The sequence below is a fragment of the Micrococcus sp. LASM2_SD2 genome, assembly GCF_057364565.1.
The window spans coordinates 1-12,702 of record NZ_JBNFOB010000038.1 but is presented as its reverse complement, the minus strand read 5'-3'; the positions used below and the strand labels follow the sequence as shown (position 1 = coordinate 12,702).

Below are 12,702 nucleotides of genomic sequence, written 5' to 3'. Positions count from 1 at the left end.
TCGCGAAGCTCCAGGCCGCCCCGCCCCCCGGCGCCCCACCTGCCGGCCCGCCGTCACCTCGAGCAGCTCTTCGCGGGGGCCCGCACCCCGCGTGGAGTCCGCGCAGGCCGAGGCGGACGCACTGTCCGAGCTGATCGCCTCGGACGAGTTCCGGCACACCGTCTACGCCTTCCTGGGCCTGGTCCAGGGCCGCGCGAAGAAGCCGGCGGGCGACCCCGGTGCGGACCAGGCCCTGCCGATCCGCAAGGTCGGGGTGGTCGGCGCCGGGCTGATGGCCGGCCAGCTGGCCCTGCTGTTCGCCCAGCACCTGCAGGTGCCCGTGGTCATGACGGACATGGACGACGAGCGCGTGGCCCGCGGCCTGGGCTTCGTGCAGAAGCAGGTGGCCAAGCAGGTCGAGCGCGGCCGCCTGAACGCCGAGCAGGGCGAGGCCCTCACCGGGCTGATCACCGGCTCCACGGACAAGTCCGTCTACGCGGACGCGGACGTGGTGATCGAGGCCGTGTTCGAGGAGCTCGAGGTCAAGCGGACCGTGTTCCGCGAGCTCGAGGGCATCGTCCGCGAGGACGCGATCCTGATGACCAACACCTCGTCGCTGTCCGTGGCCGGCATGGCCGAGGTGCTGGAGCACCCCGAGCGCCTGGTGGGCTTCCACTTCTTCAACCCGGTGGCGCAGATGCCGCTGGTGGAGATCGTGCGCGTGGAGCAGACCACGGACGCCGTGGTGGCCACCGCGTTCGAGCTGTCCCGCCGCCTGCGCAAGACCGGCGTGCTGGTCCACGACGCCGCCGCGTTCGTGGTCAACCGCGTCCTGCTCCGCCTCATGGGCGAGGTGCAGGCCTCCTTCGACGCCGGCACGGACGCCCACACCGCGGACCACGCACTGGACCCGATGGCCATGCCGATGACCCCGTTCACCCTCGCCGCGATGGTGGGCCTGCCCGTGGCGCAGCACGTCTCCGAGTCCCTCGCTGCGGCGTTCGGGCAGGAGCGGTTCCCGGTGTCGGCGAACGTGCAGGCGCTCATCGACGGCGGCAAGACCGCGCTCTGGGCCAAGGACGTGAAGGACCCGGCCGAGGCCGGGGGCGCCGAGGGCGAAGTGGTCCCCGAGGCCACCGCCGCGCTGCTGACGCAGGGCGACGAGCCGCAGACCCGAGAGCAGCTGCTGACCCGCGTCCAGGACGCCCTGGCCGAGGAGATCGGACTGCTGCTGGACGAGGGCGTGGTGGCCGCCCCCGAGGACGTGGACCTGTGCATGATCCTCGGCGCTGGCTGGCCGCTGCACCTGGGCGGCATCACCCCGTATCTGGACGCCGTGGGCGCCGCCGAGCGGGTCAACGGGAAGAGGTTCCACGCCGCCTGACCTGCGCAGGCACAGACGAGGCCCGCGGTCCGCTCCACGTCAGGAGTGGTCGCGGGCCTCGGCGCGTCCGGTGTGAGCGGTGTGCCTCAGCGAGGCATGCGGGCGAAGGTCGCGAGGTCCTCGTGGAGCCCGTGCAGGGCCGCCTCCGCCGAGCCGACGGGCACGGACACCGAGCCGGCGCCCCAGTCGGAGCCGGTGAGCGCGTCCTCGCGCACCCAGTGGATGCCGAGCACCTGGCCCTCCGAGCGCAGCTCGATGCGACGCGCCTCGGCGCCGTCCCCGCCGGGGGCGGACTCCACGGCGGTGGGCGCCAGCGTGGCATCAATGACGCGGACCGGCCCCTGCAGCGGGGACCCCTCCTCGAGCCGCCGGAAGGTCAGCGGCTCCTCCGCCGCCGCCACCGCCCGGGCGAGCAGCGCGTCCGCGTAGGAGGGGACCACGTCCGCGTCCACGCCGGCGCGCTCACGCTCGATGCGCACACGCTGGGCCGAGGCGGAGTCCTCGTAGGTCAGCTCGGTCCAGGTGGAGCCGTCGGCCGCGAAGCGGATCTGGCACTGGGCCATGAAGCGCTCGGGGAACATCGGGTTCTGCCGACGCTGCTCCGGGCTGGGCTGGAAGGCCGTGCGGGTGGTCAGCGTCCCGTCCGCCAGGTGGCGATGCAGGAAGCCGACGTGCTCGCCGCCGAGCAGGAACGCCTCCCAGTGGTCGAGCGGATCGAGCGGATACGTGCCGGGGGTGCCGGGGGTCTTCGGGGAACTCACATGTCCCATCCTGTCAGAGTCGCCGGGAGCGGGCCGGGGACCTGGGACAATGGAGCGCATGACTGACCAGGACACCACCCCCACCGATCCGCTCGCCGAGGCCGCCGGGTGCGGCTGCTCGAACCGCCGCACCGTGCTGCGCGGCTCCATGGCCGCTGCCGCCGGTGCCGGCGCACTGGCCCTGTCCGGCTGCACCGCGCAGCTGAAGGAGGAGAACGCCGCGCAGAAGCACCACACCGGCGGCGACTTCACCGAGGTGCTGTCCGCCGCGGACCTGCCCGTCGGCGAGTCCCGGCAGGTGGAGGTGGACGGACGCATCCTGCTGCTGCACCGCCAGGGCGAGGCCGAGGTCACCGCCTACTCCAACGTGTGCACCCACCAGGGCTGTGCCGTGGAAATCACCGAGCGGGACGGCGAGACCACCTTCGGCTGCCCCTGCCACGGTTCGCACTTCGACCCGGTGACGGGCCGGCCCTACGGCGGCCCGGCCAAGAAGCCCCTGACGGACTTCGAGGCGCGCGTGCAGGGCGAGCAGGTCCAGGTCAAGCTCTGACGGACACCGGCCCACCGCCACCACGACGACGGCCGCGCACTCTGGCAGGGTGCGCGGCCGTCGGTCTGTCTGGGCCTTGTCTGGAGTCATCGTCCGCCTCGGCCGTCCCGCGGCGGAGCCTGGCGTCCGACCGGGCGAAAGCAACCGGGACTCGACGACTTCCCGAACCGAAGCAGCTGCGGACTCGACGGTTTCCTGAGCGACAGCGTCCGGGGACTCGACGTCGTCCCGAGCAACAGCGGCCGGGGTCAGTCCTCGGCGCCGTAGCGGCGCGGAGCGGCGACCCTCGGCGAGCGGGCGGGCGGCAGGGTCGGTGCGCTGGTGGAGTTCGGGTCCCAGCCGGGCTGCTCGGCCCGGCGGGCCGGGTAGTACCGGTAGCGCCACCACAGCCACACCAGGCTGCCGAGGCCGGGCAGGCACACGATGGCCAGCACCCACGGCACACGGCGCCGCTCGTCCAGCGACGAGCGGGACAGCGTCACCAGACCTACCACGTAGAGCAGACCGATCACGATCGACGTGGTCCACCACCACAGCTGTTCGGAGGGCAGCACCGAGAGCACGGGCAGCGTCTCGGCGGACGCCGCCCCACCCTGGGCCGCGACGGCTCCGAGGAGGGAGAAGGGCACGGGCACCTCGACGCTCAGAAGAGGGCGACCTTGGGGACCTGCGGGAAGATCCCGTCCAGCTCGGCCAGGTCCTCCTCGGTGGGCTCCCAGTCGGCGGCACGCACGTTCTGCTCGATCTGCTCCGGGCGGGTGGCGCCGGCGATCACGGACGCCACCGGCCCCTGCGCGGCCAGCCAGCCGAGGGCCACCTGGACCTCGGTCAGGTCCCGGCCCCGGCGAAGTCCCCGAAAGCGGTGAGCTGCTCGCGGTCCGCGTCCTCCACGAGGTTCCGGCGCACGTGGGACAGGCGCGATCCCTCCGGCGCCTTCCCGTCCGAGTACTTGCCGGTGAGCAGGCCGTTGGCCAGCGGGAAGTACGGGAACACGCCCAGGCCGAACTCCTCGGCGGCCGGGACGACCTCCTGCTCGGCCCGGCGGTCCAGAAGGTTGTAGTGGTTCTGGGCGGAGACGAACCGCTCGGTGCCCAGCTCGCGGGCCACGTACTCGGCCTGCGCGATCTGCCAGCCGCAGCGGTTGGAGTGGCCGATGTACCTCACCTTGCCGGCGCGCACGAGGTCGTCCAGGGCGGCGAGTGTCTCGTCGATCGGGGTCTGCGGGTCCGGGGTGTGGAACTGGTAGAGGTCGATCCAGTCGGTGCCCAGGCGCCGCAGGGAGGCCTCCACGGCGCGCACGATGTACGCGCGGGAGCCGCGGGCGCCGAAGTCCGGGCCGTTGGCCCCGTCCATGTCCATGCCGAACTTGGTGCCCAGCACGATCCGGTCCCGGTCGGCGCCGAGCGCCTTGCCGAGGCGCTCCTCGGACAGGCCGGGGGTGGCCCCGTAGATGTCCGCGACGTCGAAGAAGGTGATGCCGTGCTCCAGGGCCGCCTTCACCACGGCGTCGGTGCCGGCCTGGGACTCGGTGGCGGTGCCGGCGCGGCCGAGGTTGTTGCACCCCAGGCCGATCACGGAGACGGTCAGGCCGGAGCGGCCCACGCGGCGGGTCTTCATGGTGTTCACGCGTCCTTCCCGGCGTCGGCGGACGCCGTGCGGTCCGTGCGGACCTCGATCTTGTTCGGCTGGATCCCGTGGGCCCGCTTGGCGGCGACCGGGATCTCCTTCGTGGCGCGGCCGGCGTGCGGGGTGCGCACCCGCAGCTCCAGGAAGCCCTCGGCCTGAACGGTGTCCACGACCTCGCCGAGCCCGCGCCAGGCAAGCTGGTGGGTGATCTCCCCGGCCAGGGTCTCGCCGTGGCGGCGCTCGATGTCCGTGGCCGTGCGGCCGCGCAGGCGGTAGGCGACCACCAGGTCGGTGAGGGCGGCGTCCTCGAGCTCGGCGAACCCGTCCTCGGCGCACTGGGCGGCGAAGGCCTCCAAGAGCTCCGCGCCGGCCGCGTCGTCCGCGACCGTCTCCTCGGACACCGTGCCCGGCTGGCCGACCTTGCCGTGGTGGACCACGACCTCGCCCGAGCCCGGGGCACACCATGCCTCGCGGTACTCGAACAGGCGGGTGCCGTCGTCGGCGGTCGTGTCGCGGTAGCGGCGGACGATGCTCATGCGTTCCTCCTCCGGGCGGAGTCGGCGGCCTCGGAGGAGGACCGGTCGGAGGCGAGCGGCGCGCCGGAGCCGGCCGCGCCGTCGTCGTGGTGGCCCAGCTGCGGCAGGGAGCCGGTCTGGGCGTCCGCGGAGCGGGCATAGGGGACCTTGGAGCCCAGGACCTGGGCCACGGTGTCCCGGGTGATCTGCTGGGCGGTGAGCCCCACACGGGCGAGCACCTCGGCGCGGGTGCCCTGGGCGAGGAACTCGACCGGCAGGCCAACCTCGTTCAGCGCGGTGTCCACGCCGGCGGCGCGCATGACCTGCCGGATGCGCGAGCCCACGCCGCCGGCCTTCACCCCGTCCTCCAGGCAGACCACGATCCGGTGCGCGGCGGCGAGCCTCACCACGGAGTCGGCCACCGGCAGCACCCAGCGCGGGTCCACCACGGTCGCGGAGATGCCCTGCTGGGACAGCCGGCGCGCCACGTCCAGGCCGAGCTCGGCGAAGGAGCCCACGGCCACGATCAGCACGTCCCGCTCGGCCCCGGGCACATCCGAGGCCTCGCCCAGACGGGCCAGCACGTCCGTGCCGTCCGCCAGGCGCTCCACGGCGTCGACGGGCTCGCCGACCGAGCCCTTGGCGAAGCGCACCACGGTGGGCGCGTCCTCCACGGTCACGGCCTCGCGCAGCTCCTCACGCAGGCGCTCGGCGTCACGTGGGGCGGCCATGCGCAGGCCCGGCACGGACTGCAGCAGCGCCATGTCCCACATGCCGTGGTGGCTCGGCCCGTCCGGGCCGGTGACGCCCGCCCGGTCCAGCACGAAGGTCACGCCGGCGCGGTGCAGGCCGACGTCCATGAGCATCTGGTCGTAGGCACGGTTCAGGAAAGTGGCGTAGATAGCGACCACCGGGTGCAGGCCGCCGAACGCCATGCCGGCGGCGGAGGCCGTGGCGTGCTGCTCGGCGATGCCGACGTCGAACACGCGCTCCGGGAAGCGGGCGGCCATCGGTCCCAGACCCACCGGGTTCTGCATGGCCGCGGTGATCGCCACGATGTCCTCGCGCTCCTCGGCCAGGGACACCATCTCCTCGCCGAACACGGACGTCCAGGAGGGGGCACCGGAGGCGCCGAGGGACTCCCCGGTGACCGGATCGATCTGGCCGACGGCGTGGAACTGGTCGTCCAGGTGCGCCAGCGCCGGGGCGAAGCCGTGGCCCTTCTCCGTCATGGCGTGCACCAGCACGGGACCGCCGTAGGCGTCGGCGTCCCGGAGGGCCTCCTCCATGGCGCGCAGGTCATGCCCGTCCACCGGGCCGATGTACTTCACGCCCAGGTCCTCGAACAGGCCCTGCGGGGCCCAGAGGTCCTTCAGGCCCTTCTTGGCCGCGTGCAGGCCGCGGTAGACCACGTCGCCCGGGGCGCCGGCGGACTTCAGGCGGCCCTTCATGGTGTCCAGGGCCTCCTCGTAGCGGCGGTGCGTGCGGACCTTGTCCAGCACGCTGCGGCGCAGCCCGGTGAGGTGGTTGGCGATGCCGCCGACCGTCGGGGCGTAGGAGCGGCCGTTGTCGTTGACCACGATCACCACGCGCCGGTCCCGGTCCGCGGCGATGTTGTTCACCGCCTCCCAGGCCATGCCGCCGGTCAGGGCGCCGTCTCCGATCACGGCCACCACCGTGCGGTCCCCCTGCCCGGTCAGCCGCCAGGCGCGGGAAATGCCGTCCGCCCAGGACAGCGAGGACGAGGCATGCGAGGACTCGACCACGTCGTGCGCCGACTCGGTGCGGTCCCCGTAGCCGGAGAGCCCGCCCTCCTGGCGCAGCCGGGAGAAGTCCTGCCGGCCGGTGAGCAGCTTGTGCACGTAGGACTGATGGCCAGTGTCGAACACGACCGCGTCCTTCGGCGACTCGAACACCCGGTGGATCGCCATCGTCAGCTCGACGACGCCGAGGTTCGGTCCGAGGTGGCCGCCCGTCTTGGAGACGTGGGCGATCAGGTAGGCGCGGATCTCCGCCGCCAGCGCGGTCAACTGGTCCTCCGTGAGGGCCGACAGGTCCGCCGGGCGGGCGATCTGCGGCAGCAGCGGGGCGCCGGGGCTCGTGGGGGGCAGATGTTCCATGGTCCGACCAGCGTACTCCGCGGGTCCACCCCCGGGCGGGACGCCGGCGGTGACCCGCGCGGGCGGGTCCCGTGGATCAGGCCTTCGCGGCGATCTGACGGAGCGCCTACTGAGACGTGCTTCGCTCTGCCTGGCGATAGTCGCAGAACTTCCGCCGGCTCTCAGGATCTCTGTCCCGATCGGACGCCCGACGATGCAACCGTACAAGACCGATTTCTCCTCGGTGATCGGTGGTACGGGGGTCGTCTTCCCACCAGGGCAATGTCCACGAGACGACGCAGCCGATCCCGTCACGACGGCGAGTGAGGTGAACCCGTCCGTTCGGGCCTCGACTCCATCTGCGACCAGAGCCGCCGAGCCGATGTTCTCCATCGCAGCCTCAGGGCTACCACCCCGGGTCGATTGGATCTCAGCCGGGCGATTCCACGCCTGCCGATCGTCATTCGCTTGATACCCCGGAGGGGTATAGCGTTGACTGGACCAGAAGGAACAGGAGACTTCATGCGTCAGCGCCTCATCACCACCGTCGCCGCAGGAGTGCTCGGAGGAGCGCTCGTCCTCACCGGCTGCAGCACCGGCGGTGACCAGGACCAAGCAACCCCCTCGACGACCGGCCACCACGAGGGCCACGGCAGCAGCTCTGACAGCGGCGGGATGGAGCATCCGATGGACGGCGGCCCCGCCCCAGAGGGCATCGAGACGGCTGCGTCGCCCACATACCCGGTCGGCACCGAGGTCACGCTCACCGCCGACCACATGGAGGGCATGGACGGTGCGAACGCGACGATCGCCGGCGCGTACGACACGTACACCTATGCGGTGAACTTCACGCCGTCCACAGGCGGGGAGCCGGTCAAGGATCACAAGTGGGTCGTCCAGCAGGAGATCAAGGACGCCGGAGAGGAACGTCTGGCCGACGGCACCGAGGTCACTCTCGAGGCCGAACACATGGAAGGCATGAAGGGCGCGAAGGCGACCATCGCCTCCTCCACCGAGGAGACCGTCTACATGGTCGATTACGAGTCCGACGGCATGACGATGACCAACCACAAGTGGGTCGTCGAGAGCGAGCTCAAGCCGGCCTCCTGAGCCGATCGCCGCGGGCGCGCTGAAGGTCCGCGGCGACATACGACCCGATCGAAGGAAAGATCGGGGAATGACGAGGGGAAGCGAAGAGCATGACGGACCCGACCACGCATCACCATGACCACGACGGCGTCGCGACCACCGAGTCCGGCCACCGTGATGACTCGCGCGCCGAGAACGAAGACCACACCATGGAACACGGTGACCACGCCGGGCACGGTCATCACGGCGGTGGTCACGCGGGCCACGGCGACCACGTCGGCCAGTTCCGGCGGCTGTTCTGGATCAACCTGATCATCGCCATCCCGGTGGTCGCGTTCTCCCCCATGTTCGCCATGCTCCTGGGCTACTCGGTCCCCAGCTGGGCGGGCTGGGTCGCCGCAGTCCTCGGCTCCGTCATGTACGCCTGGGGCGGCACACCGTTCCTCACCGGTGCTGTCAGCGAGCTGAAAAGCCGCCAGCCGGGGATGATGCTGCTCATCGCGCTCGGCATCACCGTCGCGTTCCTCGCCTCCTGGGCCGCCACTGTCGGTCTCGTCCACCCCGAGCTCGAGTTCTGGTGGGAGTTGGCGCTGCTGATCGTCATCATGCTGCTGGGCCACTGGATCGAGATGCGCTCACTGGCCCAGACCACCTCGGCGTTGGACTCCCTCGCCGCGCTGCTCCCTGACGAGGCTGAGCGGATAGAGGGAGACGACGTCGTCAAGGTCGACCCGGCAGAGCTGCGCGTCGGCGACGTCGTCATCGTCCGGCCCGGCGGCAGCGTCCCCGCCGACGGCACCATCGTCGACGGCCGCGCCGACATGGACGAGTCCATGATCACCGGAGAATCACGCCCCGTCACCCGCGGGGAGGGCGAGAACGTCACCGCCGGCACCGTGGCCACCGACTCCGGCCTGCGCGTAGAGATCACCGCCACCGGCGACGACACGGCTCTGGCGGGCATCAACAGGCTCGTCGCCGAGGCGCAGGGCTCATCCTCCCGCGCCCAGCGCATCGCCGACCGGGCTGCCGCCCTGCTGTTCTGGTTCGCCCTCGGAGCTGCGCTGATCACCGCCGTCGTCTGGACGCTCTTCGGGCTCCCCGACGACGCGGTCGTTCGCACCATCACGGTCCTCGTCATCGCCTGCCCCCATGCGCTGGGTCTGGCGATCCCTCTGGTCGTGTCCATCGCCACCGCGCGCGCCGCCCGCGGCGGGGTCCTGATCAAGGACCGCCTCGCCCTGGAGTCCATGCGCCAGGTCGACGCGGTGCTCTTCGACAAGACCGGCACCTTGACCAAGGGCGAGCCCACCGTCATCGGCGTGGAGCCGACCGGCGGCGTGAATGCCGAACAGGTCCTCGCCCTGGCCGCCTCCGCCGAGGCCGACAGTGAGCACCCCCTCGCCCGGTCCATCGTCACCGCCGCCAAGGAGAAGGGCCTCGCCGTCGAACCGGCCAGCGGGTTCACCTCCTCCCCGGCGGTCGGCGTCACCGCGACGGTGGCCGATCACGAGATCCGCGTCGGCGGACCCCGTCTGCTCGAGGAGACCGGGCAGGACGAGATCGGTGTCGCCGACGAATGGCGGGCAGAGGGTGCGATCATCCTGCACGTCCTCCGCGACGGCAAGGTCATCGGCGGTCTCAAGCTCGCCGACGAGATTCGCCCAGAGTCCCGCGATGCCGTCGATGCGCTCCATCAGCTCGGCGTCGAGGTCGTCATGATCACCGGCGACGCGGAAGCCGTGGCGAACGAGGTGGGAAGAGAGCTCGGCATCGACCGGGTCTTCGCCGGCGTCCGCCCCGAGGACAAATCCGCCAAGGTCGACCAGCTGCAGAAGGAGGGCAAGGAGGTCGCCATGGTCGGCGACGGCGTCAACGACGCCCCTGCCCTGGCCCAGGCCGACGTCGGCATCGCCATCGGGGCCGGCACCGACGTCGCCATCGCCTCTGCAGGTGTCATCCTCGCCAGCTCCGACCCGCGCAGCGTGCTCTCGGTGATCCAGCTCTCCCGCGCCGCATACCGCAAAATGAAGCAGAACCTGTGGTGGGCTGCAGGGTACAACGTGCTCTCCGTGCCGCTCGCGGCTGGCGTGCTCGCACCCGTCGGCTTCGTCATGCCGATGTCAGTAGGCGCGATCCTGATGTCGATCTCCACCGTCGTCGTCGCGCTCAACGCCCAGCTGCCGCGTCGCATCGACCTCGCCCCAGCTGCCAGCACCCGCTCCGTCCTGGAGCACCAGAAGTGAAGGACACACCCGTGACCACTGACACTGCAGCCGATGAGACCGGCACCGACACCGGAGCCCATCGGCACGGCTACATCGGTGACAAGGACCGCTACCGCAACCGCATGAAGCGTATCGAAGGCCAAGCCCGCGGCATCACGACGATGATCGACGACGAAAAGTACTGCATCGACATCCTCGCCCAGGTCTCGGCCCTCACCCGCGCCCTGCAAGAAGTGGCGGCCGGTCTGCTCGATGACCACCCCAAGCAGTGCGTGCCCGACGCCGTCAGGAAAGGCGATGAAGACGCGGCCATCGCCACGATCCAGGAGGCCAGCGACGCCATCAATCGTTTCGTGCGCTCCTGACACCCTCCGATGTCGTCAACACAGGGTGCCTCGGACCGGTTGGCCCCAGATCAGGACAAGGCTCTCGATGTCTCCGGGCGGGCGTGCGTCGCACGTCGTCGAGCCCGTGACACCGGCGAACTCGGATGCCTTCGGTCCAACCTGACGACATGAACACGTTCACCTGAGAAGAGAGTTGAGCATGCCACTTGCCATTGTTGCTCCGATCCAGTCCTCCAGGACCCGCCTGAGAATCTGCGCGGCCTTCACCAGTCTGGCAACGGGCGCCGTCCTCCTGCTCAGCGGCTGTGCTGATGCGGAACCGTCCGCTGATCCAGGATCCGATCACTCACTGGTGGTCGAGCACAATCTAGACGGATTGAATGCTCGCGAGATCATCGAACGCCTCGACTCAACGAAGATGACAGATCGCTCGTCTGAATTCATCGCTTCGATTGAACCGGACCAGCTTGTACTGACCGACGATCAGAACAATCAGACCACCCTGCCGATGCCAGAAGACGAATTCTACGTCTCTATCGCCCCGTATCGCAGCCAGACTCACGAATGCTACTTCCACAGCCTCACTACGTGCAACGGCGAACTCGCCAATACGGACGTCCACGTCACCGTGGTCGAGGCGACGTCCGGGGAGACCATCCTCGATGAAACGCTGACGACTCACGACAACGGATTCGTCGGGGTCTGGCTGCCGCGTGGAATTGACGCCACTCTCACGGTCTCAGCTGAAGGCCGCACCGCGGAAAAGGCCATCTCGACCCGCCCCGACGACCCCACCTGCTTGACCGGTCTTCAGCTGGCTTGAGGCCCAGGCCTCTTGCTCCTCTGCAGCCCCGACAGATCAGGCGTCGAGACGTCCCATCCTTGGACTCCCCAAGGGTCTCGGCGTCCCGATGTGAGGATTCGCCCGAGAGCTGGCTTCAGGAGTCATCGGAGGGCATCACCAGACCGGTCTGAAGCCTCGTCGACCAGTATCAACCAGTGCCAGCTGAAGAGCACTACATCACTCACGCCTCTTCACGATGTGCACTTTGGGGGATCCTCTCTGTCCAGGTCCTCACGGTCATTCCTGCCGGTGCTGAGCCTCGCCGAGCCTCTCGAGCACTTGACCTGGATCGTTGATCAGTTCGAACACGCTACGAGGGCGTGTCTGAGAATGCCTTCGACCACGCGAGCACAGCATTCAGGACCACGGCAGCCCGGTAGACGATCGTGTCCTTGTCGTACCTGCTCGCCAGGCCCGGCCACTGCTTCAGGAGCGCGTACTGGCCCTCGATCACGTTCTGGCCCTTGTAAGCCGCCGAGTCCAGGCCCACGGGTGGGCCGCCGGCTGAGCCGCGGCGTCTGCGGTGGCCCTGCTGGTCAGCCGGCTCGGAGATGACGGCCTTGAGGCCACGAGCGCGCGGATGGGTGCCGATCGCCCGCGATGAGTACGCCTTGTCGCCCAGCACCGCCTCGGGGCAGGTCCGGGGCCGGCCCTGCCGGCCGGGCCACGCGCAACGGACCCGGCAGAGCCAGCAGCATGGGCCAGTCTCGTGCTCAGCCCGCCCCGTGAGCGCCCAATGGCGTGGTCGGCGGGGTCCTTCACGCGGATTCCTGTCCTTCGATCCATCCCCTTGTGAGCCGGGTGGTGTTCGTGGCGTGCTGATGTGCGTGGGCGATCGTGGAGTCCACCGAGGCCGACTCATCGATCAGGCCTCCGGCCTTCGCTGCAGGGGGTCGGTGTTGCCAGCATCGTCTTCCAGGTGCCCTGGTCGGTCATACGCCGGTGCCAGGTCCACACTTCTCTGCCAGGGCCGTAGACCTCGGGCAGGTCCCGTCAGGGGATCGAGGCACCTGTACCGGTGGATGATGGCATCATGCGGGCATCGGCGAACAGCCGGCCCTGCCGGCCTGTGGGGGCGTGGGAGAGCATCTGGAACCGGGACGTGTCGTCGAGGGTGCTGGGCGCCCCCGGCTTCATTGTCAGACACGCCCGAGGCCCGTCTGGCCCAAGGGTTAGCCGCTCCCTGCACTGGGGGATGAAGAGCGGTCGTGCACCGGAGTCGGCCCCAGCGCCCACGACGACGGCGGCCCGCCGCCCTCCGTGCAGGAGGGGCGGCG

General features: G+C 70.3%; 10 protein-coding genes and 2 pseudogenes. 6 read left to right on the top strand and 6 right to left on the bottom strand.

Going from position 1 to position 12,702, the window contains the following annotated elements:
• Positions 1–1,363, top strand: a 1,363-nt coding sequence (locus tag AC2W7A_RS03795; protein WP_485990191.1) for a 3-hydroxyacyl-CoA dehydrogenase family protein, incomplete at its 5' end; no start/stop codon positions are given.
• An 86-nt stretch (positions 1,364–1,449) separates the two neighbouring features.
• On the opposite strand, the gene AC2W7A_RS03790 is transcribed toward AC2W7A_RS03795, so the two are convergent.
• Positions 1,450–2,124: a hypothetical protein gene (locus AC2W7A_RS03790; RefSeq protein WP_485990190.1), complete on the bottom strand. Its 675-nt coding sequence runs from the start codon at positions 2,122–2,124 to the stop codon at positions 1,450–1,452.
• 58 nt (positions 2,125–2,182) lie between these two features.
• On the opposite strand from AC2W7A_RS03790, the gene AC2W7A_RS03785 reads away from it, so the two are divergent.
• Complete coding sequence (locus AC2W7A_RS03785) at positions 2,183–2,677, top strand: QcrA and Rieske domain-containing protein (RefSeq protein WP_485990189.1); 495 nt, start codon at positions 2,183–2,185, stop codon at positions 2,675–2,677.
• Positions 2,678–2,925: 248 nt separating this feature from the next.
• Here AC2W7A_RS03785 and AC2W7A_RS03780 read toward each other — a convergent pair whose 3' ends face one another.
• The 4 genes and pseudogenes from AC2W7A_RS03780 to dxs form a co-directional block, all read right to left on the bottom strand.
• Positions 2,926–3,306 carry a PLDc N-terminal domain-containing protein gene (locus tag AC2W7A_RS03780; RefSeq protein WP_485990188.1) on the bottom strand — a complete coding sequence of 127 codons (381 nt, stop codon included), beginning with the start codon at positions 3,304–3,306 and terminating at the stop codon, positions 2,926–2,928.
• A 14-nt stretch (positions 3,307–3,320) separates the two neighbouring features.
• Positions 3,321–4,294 (bottom strand): annotated as a pseudogene (locus AC2W7A_RS03775) (aldo/keto reductase).
• Between the two features lie 5 nt (positions 4,295–4,299).
• Positions 4,300–4,839, bottom strand: a complete 540-nt coding sequence (locus AC2W7A_RS03770; protein ID WP_485990187.1) for a hypothetical protein — start codon at positions 4,837–4,839, stop codon at positions 4,300–4,302.
• Complete coding sequence (gene dxs, locus AC2W7A_RS03765; protein ID WP_485990186.1) at positions 4,836–6,938, bottom strand: 1-deoxy-D-xylulose-5-phosphate synthase; 2,103 nt, start codon at positions 6,936–6,938, stop codon at positions 4,836–4,838. The genes AC2W7A_RS03770 and dxs overlap by 4 nt, the downstream gene beginning before the upstream one ends.
• 501 nt (positions 6,939–7,439) lie before the next feature.
• On the opposite strand from dxs, the gene AC2W7A_RS03760 reads away from it, so the two are divergent.
• The 4 genes from AC2W7A_RS03760 to AC2W7A_RS03745 all read left to right on the top strand — a co-directional run bounded on the left by AC2W7A_RS03760 (position 7,440) and on the right by AC2W7A_RS03745 (position 11,404).
• Positions 7,440–8,027: a YdhK family protein gene (locus AC2W7A_RS03760; RefSeq protein WP_485990185.1), complete on the top strand. Its 588-nt coding sequence runs from the start codon at positions 7,440–7,442 to the stop codon at positions 8,025–8,027.
• 89 nt (positions 8,028–8,116) lie between these two features.
• A complete protein-coding gene (locus tag AC2W7A_RS03755; protein ID WP_485990184.1) occupies positions 8,117–10,252 on the top strand; it encodes a heavy metal translocating P-type ATPase in 2,136 nt (711 codons plus the stop codon).
• An 11-nt stretch (positions 10,253–10,263) separates the two neighbouring features.
• A complete protein-coding gene (locus tag AC2W7A_RS03750; RefSeq protein ID WP_485990183.1) occupies positions 10,264–10,599 on the top strand; it encodes a metal-sensitive transcriptional regulator in 336 nt (111 codons plus the stop codon).
• 181 nt (positions 10,600–10,780) lie between these two features.
• On the top strand, positions 10,781–11,404 hold the full coding sequence (locus AC2W7A_RS03745; RefSeq protein ID WP_485990182.1) for a CueP family metal-binding protein: 624 nt from the start codon (positions 10,781–10,783) through the stop codon (positions 11,402–11,404).
• Positions 11,405–11,735: 331 nt separating this feature from the next.
• On the opposite strand, the pseudogene AC2W7A_RS03740 reads toward AC2W7A_RS03745, so the two are convergent.
• Positions 11,736–12,562, bottom strand: a pseudogene (locus tag AC2W7A_RS03740) (transposase family protein).
• Between the last annotated feature and the right edge of the window lie 140 nt (positions 12,563–12,702).

Excerpts from the sequence above, each read along its gene's own strand:
- AC2W7A_RS03785 (WP_485990189.1), top strand. The coding sequence starts at position 2,183 with ATGACTGACCAGGACACCACCCCCACCGATCCGCTCGCCGAGGCCGCC.
- AC2W7A_RS03755 (WP_485990184.1), top strand. The coding sequence starts at position 8,117 with ATGACGGACCCGACCACGCATCACCATGACCACGACGGCGTCGCGACC.
- AC2W7A_RS03770 (WP_485990187.1), bottom strand. The coding sequence starts at position 4,839 with ATGAGCATCGTCCGCCGCTACCGCGACACGACCGCCGACGACGGCACC.
- AC2W7A_RS03745 (WP_485990182.1), top strand. The coding sequence starts at position 10,781 with ATGCCACTTGCCATTGTTGCTCCGATCCAGTCCTCCAGGACCCGCCTG.
- dxs (WP_485990186.1), bottom strand. The coding sequence starts at position 6,938 with ATGGAACATCTGCCCCCCACGAGCCCCGGCGCCCCGCTGCTGCCGCAG.
- AC2W7A_RS03760 (WP_485990185.1), top strand. The coding sequence starts at position 7,440 with ATGCGTCAGCGCCTCATCACCACCGTCGCCGCAGGAGTGCTCGGAGGA.